The sequence below is a fragment of the Dactylosporangium sucinum genome (assembly GCF_014647515.1).
GTDB lineage: Bacteria > Actinomycetota > Actinomycetes > Mycobacteriales > Micromonosporaceae > Dactylosporangium > Dactylosporangium sucinum.
Genome location: NZ_BMPI01000004.1, coordinates 68,043 through 85,366 on the forward strand (window position 1 = coordinate 68,043; position 17,324 = coordinate 85,366).

Annotated in this window: 14 protein-coding genes; 9 read left to right on the forward strand and 5 right to left on the reverse strand. The window is 74.3% G+C overall.

What is annotated here, in order from left to right:
• Positions 1–5: 5 nt before the first annotated feature.
• Together IEZ31_RS04485 and IEZ31_RS04490 are read right to left on the reverse strand one after the other, a co-directional pair.
• Positions 6–1,172 carry a glycosyltransferase 87 family protein gene (locus IEZ31_RS04485; RefSeq protein WP_190248435.1) on the reverse strand — a complete coding sequence of 389 codons (1,167 nt, stop codon included), beginning with the start codon at positions 1,170–1,172 and terminating at the stop codon, positions 6–8.
• Entirely contained in the window at positions 1,160–3,685 is a 2,526-nt protein-coding gene (locus tag IEZ31_RS04490) for a putative bifunctional diguanylate cyclase/phosphodiesterase (protein ID WP_190248650.1), read from the reverse strand. Before IEZ31_RS04490 ends, IEZ31_RS04485 begins: the two co-directional genes overlap by 13 nt.
• A 415-nt stretch (positions 3,686–4,100) precedes the next feature.
• Here IEZ31_RS04490 and moaC point away from each other — a divergent pair, with 415 nt between their 5' ends.
• The 4 genes from moaC to IEZ31_RS04510 are packed head-to-tail and all read left to right on the forward strand — an operon-like array spanning position 4,101 to position 6,616.
• Complete coding sequence (moaC, locus tag IEZ31_RS04495; protein ID WP_229834263.1) at positions 4,101–4,529, forward strand: cyclic pyranopterin monophosphate synthase MoaC; 429 nt, start codon at positions 4,101–4,103, stop codon at positions 4,527–4,529.
• On the forward strand, positions 4,526–4,993 hold the full coding sequence (locus tag IEZ31_RS04500) for a MogA/MoaB family molybdenum cofactor biosynthesis protein (protein ID WP_190248437.1): 468 nt from the start codon (positions 4,526–4,528) through the stop codon (positions 4,991–4,993). The genes moaC and IEZ31_RS04500 overlap by 4 nt, the downstream gene beginning before the upstream one ends.
• 16 nt (positions 4,994–5,009) lie before the next feature.
• The gene (locus tag IEZ31_RS04505) at positions 5,010–6,206 is read left to right on the forward strand and encodes a molybdopterin molybdotransferase MoeA (protein WP_190248438.1); all 1,197 of its coding nucleotides are present in this window, start codon (positions 5,010–5,012) and stop codon (positions 6,204–6,206) included.
• Positions 6,203–6,616: a molybdenum cofactor biosynthesis protein MoaE gene (locus IEZ31_RS04510; protein ID WP_190248439.1), complete on the forward strand. Its 414-nt coding sequence runs from the start codon at positions 6,203–6,205 to the stop codon at positions 6,614–6,616. Before IEZ31_RS04505 ends, IEZ31_RS04510 begins: the two co-directional genes overlap by 4 nt.
• A gap of 111 nt (positions 6,617–6,727) precedes the next feature.
• Here IEZ31_RS04510 and IEZ31_RS04515 read toward each other — a convergent pair whose 3' ends face one another.
• Positions 6,728–7,207, reverse strand: a complete 480-nt coding sequence (locus IEZ31_RS04515; protein ID WP_190248651.1) for a DoxX family protein — start codon at positions 7,205–7,207, stop codon at positions 6,728–6,730.
• A gap of 55 nt (positions 7,208–7,262) precedes the next feature.
• Between IEZ31_RS04515 and IEZ31_RS04520 the strand changes: the two genes are divergently transcribed.
• From IEZ31_RS04520 to IEZ31_RS04540, 5 genes are read left to right on the forward strand one after another with little or no spacing between them, the layout of a single operon-like run.
• On the forward strand, positions 7,263–8,618 hold the full coding sequence (locus IEZ31_RS04520; protein WP_190248440.1) for an SWIM zinc finger family protein: 1,356 nt from the start codon (positions 7,263–7,265) through the stop codon (positions 8,616–8,618).
• On the forward strand, positions 8,615–10,150 hold the full coding sequence (locus IEZ31_RS04525) for a DUF5691 domain-containing protein (RefSeq protein ID WP_190248441.1): 1,536 nt from the start codon (positions 8,615–8,617) through the stop codon (positions 10,148–10,150). Before IEZ31_RS04520 ends, IEZ31_RS04525 begins: the two co-directional genes overlap by 4 nt.
• Positions 10,147–11,277: an ATP-binding protein gene (locus IEZ31_RS04530; protein WP_190248442.1), complete on the forward strand. Its 1,131-nt coding sequence runs from the start codon at positions 10,147–10,149 to the stop codon at positions 11,275–11,277. Before IEZ31_RS04525 ends, IEZ31_RS04530 begins: the two co-directional genes overlap by 4 nt.
• Positions 11,270–13,825: a DUF5682 family protein gene (locus IEZ31_RS04535; RefSeq protein WP_190248443.1), complete on the forward strand. Its 2,556-nt coding sequence runs from the start codon at positions 11,270–11,272 to the stop codon at positions 13,823–13,825. Before IEZ31_RS04530 ends, IEZ31_RS04535 begins: the two co-directional genes overlap by 8 nt.
• Positions 13,818–14,987: a VWA domain-containing protein gene (locus tag IEZ31_RS04540; protein ID WP_190248444.1), complete on the forward strand. Its 1,170-nt coding sequence runs from the start codon at positions 13,818–13,820 to the stop codon at positions 14,985–14,987. Before IEZ31_RS04535 ends, IEZ31_RS04540 begins: the two co-directional genes overlap by 8 nt.
• A 21-nt stretch (positions 14,988–15,008) precedes the next feature.
• Here the strand turns inward: IEZ31_RS04540 and IEZ31_RS04545 are convergent, their stop codons facing one another.
• Complete coding sequence (locus tag IEZ31_RS04545; protein WP_190248445.1) at positions 15,009–16,217, reverse strand: ATP-binding protein; 1,209 nt, start codon at positions 16,215–16,217, stop codon at positions 15,009–15,011.
• Positions 16,218–16,471: 254 nt separating this feature from the next.
• Positions 16,472–17,224: an LppU/SCO3897 family protein gene (locus IEZ31_RS04550; RefSeq protein WP_190248446.1), complete on the reverse strand. Its 753-nt coding sequence runs from the start codon at positions 17,222–17,224 to the stop codon at positions 16,472–16,474.
• Between the last annotated feature and the right edge of the window lie 100 nt (positions 17,225–17,324).

Sequence of the window (17,324 nt, forward strand, 5' to 3'; positions counted from 1 at the left end):
CCTGTCTACGCCGAGTCCTGCCCCGGCGTCACGCGGTCACGGTCCCACCACACTGCGAGGAATACGACGGAGTAGAGAAGGTAGCCGAAGCGGGTGGTCGGGGTGAGCATGATGGCCGCGGTGAGGCCGGTCGCGATGACCAGGGCGGCGGCGTGGTAGGTGGCGGGTGGGCGGCGCAGGAGCCAGGCCGCCAGCAGCACACCCGCGAGCAGGAGGAGGGCCAGGGAGACGTACCTGCCGGCCGGCAGGGACGCGGCGATGAGGTGGCCGGGCAGCGGCGACTGGGCGGGGCTGGTGACCAGGCCGTGGCCGGACGGGAAGCGCAGGACGTTCTCGACGTACGCGTCGGGTGAGACGAGCAGGGCGGGGAGCAGGGCGAGCACGGGCAGGCCGAAGGCGAGGGCGGCGAAGCGGCCGGCCACCGAGAACCGGCCGGAGCGCCACGCGAGCACCAGCAGTACCAGAGCGATGGGGAGAGCGAACAGCTTCAAGGCGCCGGCCAGGCCGATCGCGACGCCGGCCGCCGTGAAGCGGTCGCGGGCCGTGAGCGCCACCGCCAGCAGGCCCAGCGCGAGCACCGGCAGGTCGTCGCCGCCCGTCGCCAGGGTCAGCGTCGCCAGGGGGAGGGCCAGGACAGCCAGGGCGATCAGCGGGCGTGGGCCGAGCAGCCTCAGGCAGTACCAGATGATGGCGATGGTGAGCAGGGCGAACCAGATGCGGGCATCCGTCCACCAGGCCGCGCCGAACGCGGCGCGCGGGAGGCCGAAGACGGCCATGCCGGGCTGGTACGGGGTGTAGCCGAGCAGCGGTTCGGGGAGGGCGGCGATCGCGGACCGGTCGAGGTACGGGGTGCCGTGGTGGACGAGGCGGACGGCCGCCTGCTCGACGACGAGCACTTCCTCCTGGGCGCGGTCGGTGCGGCCGGCGGCGCGCTGGACGGCCTGCGTGACCAGCGGCACGAGCGCGACGAGCGCGAAGACCAGCCAGGCCAGGCGGGTGCGCTGGACGAGGCCGGCAAGGGCGATCACGGCTGCGAGCAGGTAGCCGACCCAGGCGATCGCGCCCCACGCGCGGTGTGGCAGCAGCGTCGACGTCAGGGCGGTGACGGCCGCGAAGACCGCGCACAGCGCGTAGAAGGCGGAGTCGTACAGGCGGGTGGTTATGTCGACCATTCTTGCCCGGGCTCGCCGGCGCCGGTGCGGCGGGTGCGGCGGGTGCGGGACATGCGGATGACGGCGCCGGTGTCGTGGAGGGGTGCGGCGAGAACGCCGTCGCCGCGGCGGAGGGCGGCGAGGAGGCGGTCGGCCGGCATCGCGCGGGCGAACAGGTGGCCCTGGCCGGCCGGGCAGCCGAGCTCCCAGAGTTGCTGGCGCTGCTCCTCGCGCTCGACCCCCTCGGCGACGACGAGCAGGTCGAGGCTGCGGCCGAGGTCGATGGTGGAGCGGACGACGGCGCCGGGGGCGGAGACGTTCATGGCGGCGACGAAGCTACGGTCGATCTTGAGCTCGTCGACGGGCACGCGGGCGAGCGTGGCCAGGGACGAGAAGCCGGTGCCGAAGTCGTCGAGGGCGAGGCGGATGCCCTGGTCGCGCAGGGCGGCGAGGACGTCGTCGACGACCTCCAGTTTGCTGAGGGTGACCGATTCCGTGAGTTCGATGATCAGCGATGCCGACGGTACGCCCCGGGCGCCGAGGCGGCGGGCGACGGCGTCGGGGAACGACGGGTCGAGCAGGCTGCGCGCGGAGACGTTGACCGCGACCGGGATCGAGTGGCCGGCGTCGGACCACAGCGAGGCGGCGAGCAGCGCCTGGTCGAGGACGGCGTCGGCGAACGCGCTCAGCTGGCCGGAGCGTTCGATGGCGCCGAGGAAGCGGTCGGGGGCGAGGTCGCCGCGGTCGGGGTGGTGCCAGCGGGTGAGGGCCTCGGCGGCGATGACCTGGCCGCTGGCGAGGTCGACGATCGGCTGGAAGTTGACCGTGAACTGGCGCTCGGCGACGGCGCGGGCGAGGTCGCCGCCGAGGGTGAGGGTGCCGACGTCGGCGGTGTCGCGGGCGTGCGCGTAGACGACGACCCGCTGTCCTTCCTGTTTGGCCTGGTACATGGCGACGTCGGCGCGGCGCAGCAGCTCGCCGATGCTGCCGCTGCCGGCGGTGGTGACGCCGCAGCTGGCCTCGACGCTGATCCGCATGTCGTCGAGCTGGATCGGCGGGGCGAGGGCGTCGAGGATCGCGTGGGCGCGGACCTCGGCCAGGGCGGGGGCGCTGAGCCCGGCGAGGATGACGGCGAACTCGTCGCCGCCGAAGCGGGCGACCAGGTCGCCGGGGCGGGTGGCGCCGACGAGCCGCTCGGCGACGGTGGTGAGCACGCGGTCGCCGGCGGCGTGGCCGAGGGTGTCGTTGACCTCTTTGAAGTGGTTGAGGTCGATGAGCATGACGCCCACGATGCCGCTGCCGGGGCCGGTCGTGGAGAGGACCTCGTCGCCGTACTGCTGCAGCCGCCGGCGGTTGGCGAGGTGCGTGAGCGGGTCCTGGGCGGCGGCGCGCGCGTGGCTCTCGGCGAGGCGCTGCGTCTCGGCGTGGGTGGCGGCGTTGCGGATGGCGGTGCAGAGGGCGGCCGCGAAGGTGCGCAGCGTGTAGTGCTCGCGCTCGGAGAGCTTGACCGGGCCGCGGAAGCGCAGGCGCAGCTCGCCGAGGTCGTCGTCGCCGCGGTAGCTCTCCAGCGCGATCGGGATCATGAACCCGTCGGCGGTCGGGGCGTCGATCGGGACGCCGTCGAAGAGGATCTCGCGGCCGTTGCTGCGCACGAGCCGGGGCTCGCCGGTCGGCGGCTGGATCTCGACCTCGACCTCGTCGGTGGAGAAGAGGTCGGCGGCGCGCCGGACCGCGGCGTAGAGCACGGCGGTCTGGTCGACGGAGTTGAACTCGTCGGTGGCCTCGGCGAGGCGCTGCCAGGCCTCGTTGCCCTGGCGGGCCTTGACCCGGCTGGCGGAGGCGAGGTGGATGGCGAGGACCAGCGGCGGGAGCACCAGGAGGAGCCATTCGCTGACCTGGTAGGCCGCGACCGTCGCGATCGCCACGCCGAGCTGGCCGATCCGGCTGATCGTGAGGGCGTTCCAGTGGGCGAGGAGGCGTTGACGGTACGGCGTGTGCGTGATGATGGCGAACAGGGCCTGCGCGACGAGCTCGTCGACCAGCGCGTACGCGACCGCGCCGAGCACCATGCCGGGGATCAGGCTGGTCAGCGTGACGTCGTCGTGGAGCAGGATCGGCCGGACCCCGAAGGCGGTGGCGGTGAACGTGGTCGCCGTGGCGGCGAGCGTTTCCTTGGCGACGTTGAAGCCGACCTTCATCGGGTCGCTGCGCCGGTGGGCGAGCTGGTTGACGAACCAGCCGCACAGCGCCGAGAGGATGACCATCGGCGGCGGCAGGAAGGCTGTGGCGACGGTGAGCACCGCGGCGGTCGGTGCGCCGAACGTGAGGGTCGAGCGGACGCGGATCTCGATGACGGCGAACCCGCTCGCGACCATCAGGGCGATCGGTATGATCATGACGAGGGCGACGTTGCCGTAGTCGGCGACGTGCCAGAGCGACCACAGCCCGGCTGCGGTCCCGCCGACGACGACGGGACCAACGAGACGCCAGAGGCGCCGGTTGGTCGCGTCGTCGGTTCGCGGTTGGTTCTGCATCGCGTCTGCGCTCATCGTGGCCGATGGCGCTACCAGGTTGTCAACCCGCCGTGCGGGCTTTGGGCTCAGCCCCAGTCCCAAGCGTTCATTGCTTCCCCCAAAGGTCGTTTCGCGGTGGACGACCCCCGTGCGCTCTAGACATTGATATTCATCAACGTTTAGTGCGTTGAACGAAGCCTAGGGTGCAGAACGCAAGTTGCCTATGCCCATTTGTCGGTCGAATCATAGTTTGCGAAGAAGGGCAGGGCTTGTACCGATTTGGTAGCCACGGAATGACGCTCCGTGTAGCTAAATCGACGCAGCTTCCCCATAGCGTGCCTGATCAAACGTCGATCCGCCGGTCGTCCCGCCGGGTGGATAAGCTCACTGCGTGCCCCAAGAGCTGACCCATGTGGACGCTTCGGGCGCGGCCCGGATGGTCGACGTCACGGCCAAGGACGTGACCGCCCGCCGAGCCGTCGCCGCCGGATATGTCCAGACCACCGCCGATGTCGTGGCGCTGTTGCGGGACGGCGCGCTGCCCAAGGGCGACGCTCTCGCGGTGGCGCGGATCGCCGGGATCATGGGAGCGAAGCGCACGTCCGACCTCATCCCGCTGTGCCACCCGATTGCCCTGCACGGAGTCACCGTCGAGTTGACGCTCCGTGACGACTCGGTCGACATCGAGGTGATCGCCAAGACCGCCGACCGCACCGGCGTCGAGATGGAGGCGCTGACCGCGGTCGCCGCCGCCGGCCTGGCGCTCATCGACATGATTAAGGCAATCGATCCCGCCGCATCCCTGGAGGCGGTGCGGGTCCTGCGCAAGGAGGGCGGCAAGACCGGACTGTGGGAGCGCCCGTGAAGGCCGTGGTCGTCGTCGCCTCCAACCGCGCGTCCGCCGGCGTCTACGCCGACACGAGCGGTCCCCTGCTGGTCGCGGGCCTGCGCGAGCTCGGCTGCGAGGTCGGCGAGCCGGTCGTCGTCCCGGACGGTCCACCGGTCGAGGCGGCCCTGCGCGCGGCCGTAGCCGAGGGGGCCGACGTGGTGCTGACCAGCGGCGGCACCGGCGTCACGCCCACCGACGCCACCCCGGAGATGACCCGGCGGGTGATCGACTACGAGGTGCCCGGCATCGCCGAGGCGATCCGCGCGGCCGGCGCCGCCAAGGTGCCGACCGCGGTGCTGTCCCGCGGGCTCGCCGGCGTGGCCGGACGCACGCTGATCGTCAACCTGCCCGGATCGAAGGGCGGCGCCCGGGACGGCCTGGCGGTCCTCGGCCCGATCCTCGCCCACGCCGTCGACCAACTGCGGGGCGGCGACCACTGAAAGCTAGGCTCGATCCGTGACGTTACCGATCGCGTGGGCCGACGCCCGCAAGACGGTGTTCGAGGCCGGCTCGGCCGCCGCGCCGGGCCCCACGCCCGTCCCGCTCGTCGACGCCGACGGGCTGACCCTCGCCGACCCGCTCGTGACCCTCACCGACCTGCCCGCGTTCCCGACGTCGAGCGTCGACGGCTGGGCGGTGCGCGGCCCCGCGCCCTGGCGGATCGTCGGGCGGGTCCTGGCCGGCGACCACGCCGAGCCGCTGACCGAGCCCGGCACCTGCGTCGAGATCGCCACCGGCGGCATGGTCCCGGCCGGCACCGACGCGGTGATCCGGATCGAGGAGTCGGACTACGACCTCGATGCCGTCCACAAGGGCACCGCCCGCGAGCTGCCCGACTGGCGCCGGCCCGGCGAGGAGGCCGACCGCGGCGACGAGCTGCTCCCCGCCGGCACACCGGTCACGCCGGGCGTGATCGGGCTGGCCGCCTCCTGCGGCTACGACACGCTGACCTGCCGCCCCGCCCCGAAGTCGGCCCTGCTGGTCTTCGGCGACGAGCTGCTCACCACCGGCCTGCCCGGCGACGGCCGGGTCCGCGACGCGCTCGGCCCCTCGCTGCCCGCCTGGCTGCGCCGCGCCGGCACCGAGGTCGTCCACGTCCGCGCGCCCGTCGGTGACACCCTCGCCGACCACGTGGCCGCGCTGCGGGCCGCGGTCGACGCCGGTGCGCAGGTCATCTGCACCACCGGCGGCACCATGCACGGTCCGGTCGACCACCTGCACCCGGCGCTGGCCGAGCTCGGCGCCGAGTATGTCGTGAACACCGTCGCCGTCCGCCCCGGCTTCCCGATGCTGGTCGCCCAGCTGCCCGGCGGACAGTTCGTCGCGGGCCTCCCCGGCAATCCGCAGTCCACGTTCGTCGCTCTGGTTTCTCTGGTACTGCCACTGCTCGCCGGGCTGACCGGGCGTCCCCTGCCGCCGCTGAGCAGCGTGCCGCTCGGCGCCGACGTGCCGGGGCGCGGCGACTTCACCCACCTGGCGCTGGTCCGGCTGGTCGACGGTCGCGCGCACCCGGTGCCGCACGTCGGGTCGTCGATGCTGCGCGGCCTGGCCAACTCGTTCGGCTTCGCGGTCGTCCCGCCGGGCGCCAAGGGGGTCGCCGGGGAGCAGGCGCTCGTGGTACCGCTGCCAATCCTGGATGGAGAGCGCGCTTGATCACGGCGGTCGTCACGACTGAGGCACTCGACGTCAGCGAGCACGAGCGGGCCGTCGGGCACCGCGCGGCCGGCGCGGTCGTCTCGTTCGCGGGCGTCGTCCGCGACCACGACGGCGGCCGCGGTGTGCTGGAGCTGGAGTACGAGGGCCACCCGACGGCCGGCGCCGTCCTGGCGGAGATCGCGACCGAGATCGGCGCCGATCCCGCCGTCCACGCGATCGCGGTGTCGCACCGCGTCGGGCGGCTGGAGATCGGCGACGTGGCGCTGGCCGCGGCCGTCTCGACCGCCCACCGGGCCGAGGCGTTCGCCATCTGCGCGCGGCTCGTCGACGAGGTGAAGGCGCGGCTTCCGGTCTGGAAGCGGCAGGTGTTCGCCGACGGCACCGAGGAATGGGTGAACTGCCCTTAGGCCCTGTTGCACAGCTGGGGCCGGGCCGCGGCGGGCCCAGTTGTGCAACAGGGCTAAGGCCTGTGCCACAGCCGGGCCCGCCTCGACCCGACCCCAGCTGCGCAGCAGGCCTTAACGCGACACCTTGCGGCGGGCGCGCGAGGCGAGCATCGCCACTCGAGCCGTCCGGCGGGCGTCGTGCGCCGCGTGGCGGGCCCGCCAGCCGAGCCCCGGACGCCCCTCCTTGTCGAGCGCCGCGAACAGCAGGCCGCCGAACATGCCCAGGTTCTTGAGGAAGTTGATCCGCTGGGCCGAGCGCTGGGCCGGGTCCTCGACGGACCAGAACGGGTGGCCGGCGTACGTCGTCGGCACCAGCGATCCGGCCAGCAGCAGCGCGCCCGGGGTCGTCGCACGGCCGGTGGCCAGCAGCATCCCACCCGCGACCTGGGCCGCGCCGTTCAACCGGACCAGCATCTTGGGATCTTTCTGGAGCTGGTCGGCGACTTTTTGTGCAGGTTTGACCAGTCGTTCCGGATTGACCAGGGCGTCCCAGCCCTGGATGACAAAAATCGCGGCCAGCGCCGAGCGGGCCACTGTGCGCACGGGTCTCATGACGGGTTGAATACCCAGCGGCGTATTGTCGTACCCCCTCACTACGGTTGGCGGCATGACCGAAACACCGACGGTCACCACGGTCTGGACCACCGACCAGGTGATGGCACTGGCGCCCGACTCGTCCGCCCAGCGGGCGGCGCGCGGGCTGGCCGGCGACCGCGCCTGGCTGGAGACCGGCCTCAGCGCGAGCGACGACCTTCCCCCGACCCTGTGGGGCCTGTGCCAGGGCAGCGGCTCGACGCCCTACCAGGCGGCGGTCGACCTGACCGAGCCCGCCTTCCGGTGCAGCTGCCCCAGCCGCAAGTTCCCCTGCAAGCACGCGCTCGGCCTGCTCCTGCGCTGGTCGTCGGGCAGCGTCGCCGAGGCGGCCGCGCCGGCCTGGGTGCAGCAGTGGCAGGAGTCACGGGCCGCCCGCGCCGAGCGGGCCGCCGAGCGGGAGAGGCCGGATGCGCCGGATTCACGTGGAACATCGCCATCGTCCCGCGCCGCGCCGAGTGAGAAGTCCCAGGCCAGGCGGGCCGACCGGATCGCGGCCGGCCTCGACGAGCTCGACCGCTGGCTCGCCGACCAGGCGCGGGCCGGGCTGGCGACCGTCGCCAAGAACGGCTACGCGCATTGGGACACGATGACCGCCCGGCTCGTCGACGCCCAGGCCACCGGCGCCGCCGGCATCCTGCGCCGCTCGTCGGCGGCGGCCGGGTCGCCCGAGCGGCTTCTCGGCGAGCTGGCCCGGCTGCGGCTGCTCGTCGGCGGCTATCGGCGGCTCGACGACCTGCCCGAGGAGCTGGCCGCGAGCGTGCGCATGCGGGTCGGGCTGCCGATCGCGACCGAGACCGTGCTCGCCGGGCCGGCCGTGCGGGAGCGCTGGCAGGTGCACGGCGTCCGCGACGAGATCGAGGACCAGCTGACCGTCCGCCGGGCCTGGCTGCGGGGCGTCGGGTCCGGGCGGCCGCTGCTGGTGCTGTCGTTCGCGGTCGCCGGCCAGTCGCTGCCGATCGACCTGCTGCCCGGCACCGAGTTCGACGCCGACGTCTGCCTCTATCCGGGTGGGCAGCCCGCCCGGGCGCTCATCGCCAAGCGGCACGCGCCGCCCGAGCGGATGCACACGATCGCCGGCGCGGCCGGCATCGAGGAGTCCCTGCGCGCCCACGCCGAGGCGCTGGCCGACGACCCCTGGCTCGACTACTGGCCGATGGTGCTCGACGCGGTGGCCCCGGTCCGGGACGGCGGCGACTGGCTGCTCGCCGACGCGGCCGGCGACGGGCTGCCGATCGACCCCGCGGCCGGGGAGCCGTGGCGGCTCGTCGCGGTGACCGCCGGGCGGCCGGCGACGGTGACCGGCGAGTGGTCCGCGGGCGGGTTCCGCCCGCTGGGCGTCTGGTCCGAGCAGCGGCTGGTGCGGCTGTGAACGACCGCCTGCCCGACTGGAGCGACGTGCTCGCCACCGCGCTCGTCGGCACCCAGCGCCGCACGCCGCCGCCCGGGGTCGACCCGCACGGCGACCCGGCGGAGGCGCTGCTCGACACGGCCGGGGCCCTCACGCTGTATCGCCGGGCCGGCTTCGCGCCGCGCCGCGGCCTGACCGTGCCCGCGGCAGCGCCCGACGACGCCGACCGGCCGCTCGTGCCCTGGGTGGCCGCGGCCCGGGCGGCCGACCTGCTGTCGGTGGACGCCGTCGGCTACGGCGCGGCCAACGCCGTGCCGGTCCGCGACGCCGACGGCCGCCTGGAGCTGCTCGCCGAGTGGCTCGCCGCCGTCCAGGGCCGCCGCGTGCCCGGCGAGCTGCTGCCGGCCCTGCTGGAGACCGGGCGCAAGCACCGCGCGCTGCGACCGCTCATCGCCGAGGCCGGTGGTCCGCGGGCCGCCTGGCTGGCCGCCCAGCGCCCCGAGTGGGGCTTCCTCGGCGCCACCACCGGCAGCGACGCGCCGCCCGACGACCCCGCCGTGTGGGAGCTGGGCGCCATCGGACGCCGGGTCGGCTATCTGGCCGCGCTGCGCCGCCGCGACCCGGCCCGGGCCCGCGAGCTGCTCGTCGCCGCGTGGCCGGCCGAGACGCCCGACGACCGGGCCGCGCTGCTCGGCGCACTCGCCACCGGCCTGTCGGCCGACGACCAGGCGCTGCTGGAGACCGGGCTCGACGACCGGCGCAAGGAGGTGCGGGTCGCGGCCGTCGAGCTGCTGGCCCTGCTGCCCGACAGTGACTACGCGCGCCGCATGACCGAGCGGTCCGCCGCCTGCGTGCGGGTCCAGGGCGGCCGGGTCCTGATCAACCCGCCCGCCGCCTGCGACAAGGGCATGCGCCGCGACGGCATCGCGCCGCGCCCGCCGGCCGGGGTCGGCGAGCGCGCCTGGTGGCTGGAGGAGCTGCTCACCCGCACGCCGCTGCGGGTCTGGGGCGAGCCCGACGAGTTCCTGCGGCTGCCCGTCACCGACGAGTGGGCGGCCGTGCTGCGCCGCGGGCTGGCCCGGGCCGCCGCCGGCCAGCGCGACCCGCGGTGGGCCACGGCGCTCACCGGCCAGCTCACCGAGGAGGTCGCCGCGGGCGGGCGGCCCGACGACCGGCTGCTGCTCGAGGCGCTCTATGACGCGCTGCCCTCCGACGCCCTGTCCGCGATCGCCGTCGAGGTGCTGCGCCGCGGCCTGGCCGGCGCCGCCGCGGTCGGCGTCGAGCACGTGCTTGAGCTGTGCCCCCGGCCGTGGCCGCCGGCGCTGGTCGAGGCCGTGTTCGGCGCGCTCGACGACCTCGGCGGCCGCCGCTCGGCGGGCTGGCGCCTGGCCGGGCTGTGCGAGCTGGCCGCGCTGCGCCTGCCGGCCGACACCGCCGCCCGGGCCGTCGCGCTCGCCCGCGGGCTGTCCTCCGACGACCCGATGTCCTCCATCGTCGGCCGCTTCGCCGACACCCTCCGGTTCCGCCACGACATGCTCAAGGAGCTCGCGTGACCAGCACAGTGGATGTCACCGCCGCACACGTCGACGGCGCGCCCGTTGCCGAGGCCGTGCAGCGCCGCCACGCCGAGGACGAGTTCGCGGCCGAGCTGGTCGCGCTCGCCGCCGGTGACGACCGTCCGCGCCCGCCCGGCTGGCGGCTCTCCCCCGCCGCCGTCGTCACGTATCTGCTGGGCGGCACGGCGGCCGACGGGACGGTGGTCGTGCCGAAGTATGTCGGGCCGCGCCGGCTCATGGAGATCGCCGTCGCCACGCTGGCCACCGACCGGGCGCTGCTGCTGCTCGGCGTGCCCGGCACCGCCAAGACCTGGGTGTCCGAGCACCTCGCGGCGGCGGTCAGCGGCGACTCGACGCTGCTCGTCCAGGGCACCGCCGGCACGCCGGAGGAGGCCATCCGCTACGGGTGGAACTACGCCCGCCTGCTCGCCGAGGGCCCGACCCGGGCCGCCCTGGTGCCGGGCCCGGTCCTGCGGGCCATGGCCGACGGGCGGATCGCCCGCATCGAGGAGCTCACCCGCGTGCCCTCCGACGTGCAGGACACGCTGATCACGATCCTGTCCGAGAAGACCCTGCCGGTGCCGGAGCTCGGCGAGGAGGTGCAGGCCCGCAAGGGGTTCAACGTCATCGCCACGGCCAACGACCGCGACCGCGGCGTCAACGAGCTGTCCTCCGCGCTGCGCCGCCGCTTCAACACCGTCGTCCTGCCGGTTCCGGCCGGGGCCGAGGAGGAGGTCGACATCGTCGCCCGGCGGGTCGCCGCCCTCGGCAAGGCGCTGGAGCTGCCCGAGCTGCCGCCCGCCGTCGACGAGATCCGCCGGGTCGTCACCGTCTTCCGGGAGCTGCGCAACGGCGTGACCGAGGACGGCCGCACCAAGCTCAAGTCCCCCAGCGGCACCCTGTCCACCGCCGAGGCGATCTCCGTGGTCACCAACGGCATGGCCCTCGCCGCGCACTTCGGCGACGGCGTCCTGCGGGCCGGCGACGTGGCCGCCGGCATCCTCGGCGCCGTCGTCAAGGACCCGGTGTCCGACCAGGTCGTCTGGCAGGAATACCTGGAGACGGTGATCCGCGAGCGCGAGGGCTGGCGCGACTTCTACCGGGCGGCCCGGCGCGGTGAGTGATCCCCTGCTGCTCGGCGTGCGCCACCACGGCCCCGGCTCGGCCCGGGCCGTGCGGCGGGCGCTGGCCGCGTTCCAGCCCCAGGTCGTGCTCATCGAGGGCCCGCCCGAGGCCGACTCCCTGGTGCCGATCGCGGGCCACGAGGACATGCGCGCGCCGGTCGCGCTCCTCGCCTACCCGGCCGACCACCCGGACCCTCGGCTGCGGGCGTCGTTCTGGCCGTTCGCGGAGTTCTCGCCGGAGTGGCAGGCGATCCGCTGGGCCGTCGCCCGCGACGTCCCGGTGCGCTTCATCGACCTGCCGGCCGCGGTCCGCCTCGCTGCGGGCGCTCCGTCGACGCCGTCCACGGCACAGGACGCGGCACAGGACGCGGTGCGCGTCGACCCGATCGGCGCGCTGGCCGAGGCGGCTGGATATGACGACCCCGAGCGCTGGTGGGAGGACGTCGTCGAGCACCGCTTCGGCCATCCGGCGGCGGCTTCACCGGCGGGTCCCGCCGCGTCCGGGGTGCACACCGCGGCGCCGTCCAGCGCCGACTCCACCGCCGGCCCGGCCGCCTCGTCGAACCACGCGGTCGGGTTCGAGGACGTCGCCGGGCGCGCTTCCCGCATCCCGGCACCGAGGTCGGGCTCCGGACCGGCCCCGGTCGACTCCCCGCCACCGGCCGCCTCCCCAGCCACCACCGGTGCCGCTGCGATGGACTTCGGTGAACTCGGCGGGGTCGGGCTCTTCGCCGGCGACGTCGAGGCCGGTATCGACGCCGAGGAGTTGCGGGCCGCCTCGGCGCCCTTCGCGGCCATCGCCGAGGCCATGGCCGTCGTGCGGGCCCACGCGCCGGAGCCGCCCGAGGACGAGCGGGTCGACGAGGAGCGGCGCGAGGCGCACATGCGGGCGGGGTTGCGGGCGGCGTCGAAGGAGTATGAGCGGGTGGCCGTCGTGTGCGGAGCGTGGCACGTGCCGGCGCTGACCGCGCCGCTGCCCAGCGCCTCGGCCGACGCGGCGGTGCTCAGGGGGCTGCCCAAGGTCAAGGTGGCCGTGACCTGGGTGCCGTGGACGCACGCGCGGCTGGCGTCGTGGCAGGGGTATGGGGCGGGCGTGCGCTCGCCGGGGTGGTATCACCACCTGTTCACCTCCGTGGACCGGCACGTGATCGAGCGCTGGCTGGTGAAGGCGGCCGGAGTGCTGCGCAAGGACGGCGTGCCCGTGTCCAGCGCCCACGTCATCGAGGCCACCCGGCTGGCCGAGGCGCTCGCCACCATGCGCGGGCGGCCGCTCGCCGGGCTCGCCGAGGTCACCGACGCCGCCCACGCCGTGCTGTGCGACGGCGACGACCTGCGGCTTAGCCTGATCAACCGGCGGCTGGTGGTCGGCGATCGGCTGGGGCGGGTGCCCGACCAGACGCCGGCCGTGCCGATCTCGCGCGACGTCGCGAGCAGCCAGCGGCGCCTCCGGCTGCCGCCCAAGGTCGAGCGGCGGGAGCTGCGGCTCGACCTGCGCCAGCCGTTCGACCTCGACCGCAGCCGGCTGCTGCACCGGCTGCGGCTGCTCGGCGTCGACTGGGGCAAGGTGCTCGCCGGGGCCAAGGGCAAGGGCACCTTCCGCGAGGAGTGGGAGATCGCCTGGCAGCCGGAGTTCGAGGTCGACCTGATCGAGGCGGGGGCGTATGGGACGACCGTGCTCGAGGCGGCGACCGCGCGCGTCGCCGAGCAGGCCGCCGCGGCGGAGACGCTCGCCGACGTGACGACGCTGGTCGAGCGGTGCCTGCTGGCCGACCTGCCGGCCGCCCTGCCGGGCGTGCTCGACGCGCTCGACGAGCGGATGGCGCTCGACGCCGACGTCGCGCACCTGATGGACGCGCTGCCGGCGCTGGCCCGGACGCTGCGCTACGGCGACGTGCGGGGGACGGACCTGTCCGCGCTGCGGGCGGTCACGTTCGGGATGATCACCCGCATCTGCGTCGGGCTGCCGGCGGCGGTCGGCGGGCTGGACGACGCCGCGGCGGCGGTGATGCGCGACCGGATCGACGGGGTGCAGGGGGCGCTCGCCCTGGTCGACGACGCCGACGCCAGCGCGCGCTGGCAGGCCGTGCTCGGCGGGCTGTCCACCCGCGACGACCTGCACGGACTGCTTACCGGGCGGATGTGTCGCCTGCTGCTCGACGCGGGCACCGTCGACGCCGAGCAGATCGGTGTGCGCATGGCGCTGGTGCTCACGGTGGGTGTGCCGGTGGCCCGGGCCGCGGCCTGGATCGAGGGGTTCCTGGCCGGCGACGGGCTGCTGCTGGTGCATGACGAGCGGCTCCTCGGGCTGGTCGACGCGTGGCTCACGGGGATTCCGGCCGAGGGGTTCGTGGAGGTGCTGCCGCTGCTCCGGCGAACGTTCAGCGGTTATCCGGCGCCGCAGCGGCGCATGATCGGCGAGCGGGCGGCGACCATCGGGGCCGGCGGACGGCGCCGGGGCGGGGAGGCCGACGAGCACGTCGACCCCGGGCGGGGCGCGCTGCTCCTGCCGGTGGTCGCCAAGCTGCTGGGGAAGGAGCTGTATGTCTGACGAACACGGCGACGAGCGGCTCCGGCGGTGGCGGCTCGCGCTCGGCGGCGCCGACGGCGGCGAGGGCACCGGATACAGCCTGAGCGGCACCGATGCCGCGGTGGACGCCGCGCTCGGCGCGCTCTACGACGGCTCGCCCGACGGCCCCGGCCAGCGCGGCGCCGGCCTGGGTGCTTCCGCGCCGCGGGTGGCGCGGTGGCTCGGGGACATCCGGCAGTACTTTCCGTCGACCGTCGTGCAGGTCATGCAGGCCGACGCCATCGAGCGGCTCAACCTGACCCGGCTGCTGCTGGAGCCCGAGATGCTCGACGCGGTCGAGCCCGACGTGCACCTCGTCGGGACCCTGCTGTCGCTCAACCGGGTCATGCCCGACAAGAGCAAGCGCGCGGCCCGCAAGGTCGTGGCGAAGGTCGTCGCCGAGCTGGAGCGGCGCGTCGCGCAGCCGACCCGCACCGCGCTGAGCGGCGCGCTCAACCGGGCCGCCCGGGTCAACCGGCCCCGCCACCACGACATCGACTGGGACAAGACGATCCGCGCCAACCTCCGGCACTACCAGGCCGACCTGCGCACGGTGGTGCCGGAGCGGCTGGTCGGCTACGGGCGGCGCGCCCAGTCCGTCCAGCGTGACATCGTGCTGTGCGTCGACCAGTCCGGCTCGATGGCCGCGTCCGTGGTCTATTCGGGGGTGTTCTCGGCGGTGCTGGCGTCGATGCGCTCCCTGAAGACCTCCCTCGTCGTCTTCGACACCGCGGTCGTCGACCTGACCGACAAGCTGGCCGACCCGGTCGACGTGCTGTTCGGCACGCAGCTCGGCGGGGGCACCGACATCAACCGGGCCATCGCCTACGGCCAGCAGCTCATCACGCGGCCGCGGGACACCATCTTCGTGCTGATCAGCGACCTGTATGAGGGCGGCGTCCGGGACGAGATGCTCCGCCGCGTGGCCGCGATGACGACGGCGGGGGTCCAGGTCATCGCGCTGCTCGCGCTGTCGGACGAGGGCGCGCCCGACTACGACCACGAGAACGCGGCGGCGCTGGCGGCCCTGGGGGTGCCGGCGTTCGCCTGCACGCCGGACGTGTTCCCGGAGCTGATGGCGGCCGCGATCGAGCGCCGCGACCTGCACCCGATCATCGAGCGCACGAAGGCGGCCACCCAATAGGGGGCGAGGAGCGGCGGCGGTTCAGTCGGCGGGCTGGGTGCGCAGGTAGCGGGCGAAGTGGGGCACCGTGAAGGCCACCGTGCCCCGCTCGCCCGAGTAGATCAGGCCCTTCTTGATCAGGGCGTCCCGGGCCGGGGACAGGCTGGCCGGCTTGCGACCCAGGGACTTGGCGATCTCCGCCGTCGGCACCGCCTCCGACACGTCGACGGCGGGCAGGAGGGTGGCCATCGTGCGCATGTACTCGCGCTCGGCCGGGGTCGCCCGCTCGTAGCGCGAGCCGAAGAAGCCCACCGCCAGCTCCGCCTCCGCCTCGGGCGCGGCCACTCGAACGTCGGCGGCCGTGATGGGCGAGCGGGGCGCGTGGTCCCAGGTGGCCTTGCCGTAGGCCTGGACGAAGTACGGGTAGCCGCCGGAGGCCTCGTAGAGCGCGTCGAGCGCCTTCTCCTCGTACTCGACCTCCTCCCGGTCGGCCGGCGCCGTCAGCGCGAGGTCGGCCGCGATCCGGTCCAGCCGGTCGATCCGCTGATACCGGAAGAGGCGCTCGGAGTACGACTTCGAGGCCGACAACAGGGCCGGCAGGTGGGGCAGGCCCGCGCCGACGACGATGAGCGGGGCGCCGGTCTGGGAGAGCTCGTGGCAGGCGGCGCACAGCGCCGAGACGTCGTCCGCCCCGAGGTCCTGCATCTCGTCGATGAACAGCGCCACGCCCGTGCCGACGTCGGTGGCCACGCTGGCGGCGTCGGTGAACAGCTCGACCAGGTCGATCTCGATGTCGCCCGAGTCGGCGCGGCCGGTGGTCGGCGGCACGTCGATGCCCGGCTGCCAGCGGTCGCGCAGCTTCGACGGCGGCTTGCGCGGATCCTCGCGCATCGCGAACGCCTTGAGCACGCCCAGGAACTCGTCGATCCGGTCGGGCGCACGGTGGTGCGGCGCGAGCTCCCGGATCGCCATGTGCAGGGCGGCGGAGACCGGACGGCGCAGCGATTCGTCGGGGCGGGCCTCGATCTTGCCGGTGCCCCAGAGGCGGGAGATCGCCTGCGACCGCAGCGTGTTGAGCAGCACCGTCTTGCCGACGCCGCGCAGGCCGGTGAGCACGAGCGAGCGCTCCGGCCGGCCGCGGGCGATGCGCTCCAGCACCACTTCGAACGCGTGCAGCTCGCGGTCGCGGCCGGCGAGCTCGGGGGGACGCTGCCCGGCGCCGGGCGCATACGGATTGCGAACCGGATCCACGATCGCACAGTATCGGCGTCTCTAGCCCAGGAGCTAGAACCGCGTAGAAGAACCTCTACGGCGTGTCGTGGGGTTTCTAGCGTTTTCTAGCGCAGGCACAAGACTGCCCAATAAGGCGGCAGTGAAGCCCGCACTCCGGCTCGAACGAATGTACTACAACCCTACTCCGTGTCAAATCGCCGGGGGTCGGGTCAATGAAAAAGCCGGCCCGGTCCCCTGGACGGGGACCGGGCCGGCAACGGCCCAGCAGCGGATCAGGTGCGCAGCTTCAGGCAGAGCACGAAGTCCTGCGAGTTGATCGTGCTGTCGAAGAAGTAGTCGTGCGTGTAGCCGGTCACGCCGTTGCACTTCTTGACGTCGGTCGTGGCGGTGATCCGCTTGAGCACCTCGAACGTGCCCGGGGCGCACGGGATCTTCTCCAGCTTCGGCGCCTTCGCGGTGCCCCGGTTGATCAGGCACTCGCCGACCTTGACGGTCGCCGCGTCGCCGGCCGAGACACCGGTCGGGCTGGCCGACGCGCTGGCCGAGGGCTTGGCCGACGCTTCGCCGGACGCGGCAGCGCTGCTCGGGTTGGTCGACGGGCCCCCCGCCGCGGGCGTGTCCTTCTTCTCGTCGCTCTGCAGCATGTAGTAGAGGCCGCCCGCGCCGCCGCCGCACAGCAGCAGCACGAGCACCACGACGAAGGCGACCGCCGCGCCCGACCGCTTCTTCGGCGGCGGCGAGGGCGGCGGGCCCCACTGCGGGGGCTCCTGCCCGTAGCCCGGGCCGGGCCCGTAACCGGGCGGCTGGTCGTAGGCGGGCTGGCGGTCATACCCGGGCGGCTGGCCGTAGCCGCCACCCTGCGGCGAACCGTAGGCGCCCTGGCCCCACTGCGTGTCCTGACCGTAGCCGCCGGGTGGCGCGCTGTACGGGTCCGGCGGGCCGTAGGGGTCCTGCTGCCCGGGCTGGTGCCACGGGTCCTGCGGTTGGCCCTGGTACGGTCCGCCCGGCGGTCCGTAACCCGACATGTCGATCCCTCCCGGCGCTGGCGGTGGCGAACAGAGCCTAGCGGCCTCCTCGCCCGCTACAGTACTGCCTCCACCTGCCACTTCCGCCTCACGGATCCGT

Excerpts from the sequence above, each read along its gene's own strand:
- moaC (WP_229834263.1), top strand. The coding sequence starts at position 4,101 with ATGGTCGACGTCACGGCCAAGGACGTGACCGCCCGCCGAGCCGTCGCC.
- IEZ31_RS04540 (WP_190248444.1), top strand. The coding sequence starts at position 13,818 with ATGTCTGACGAACACGGCGACGAGCGGCTCCGGCGGTGGCGGCTCGCG.
- IEZ31_RS04490 (WP_190248650.1), bottom strand. The coding sequence starts at position 3,685 with ATGCAGAACCAACCGCGAACCGACGACGCGACCAACCGGCGCCTCTGG.
- IEZ31_RS04485 (WP_190248435.1), bottom strand. The coding sequence starts at position 1,172 with ATGGTCGACATAACCACCCGCCTGTACGACTCCGCCTTCTACGCGCTG.
- IEZ31_RS04515 (WP_190248651.1), bottom strand. The coding sequence starts at position 7,207 with ATGAGACCCGTGCGCACAGTGGCCCGCTCGGCGCTGGCCGCGATTTTT.
- IEZ31_RS04550 (WP_190248446.1), bottom strand. The coding sequence starts at position 17,224 with ATGTCGGGTTACGGACCGCCGGGCGGACCGTACCAGGGCCAACCGCAG.
- IEZ31_RS04520 (WP_190248440.1), top strand. The coding sequence starts at position 7,263 with ATGACCGAAACACCGACGGTCACCACGGTCTGGACCACCGACCAGGTG.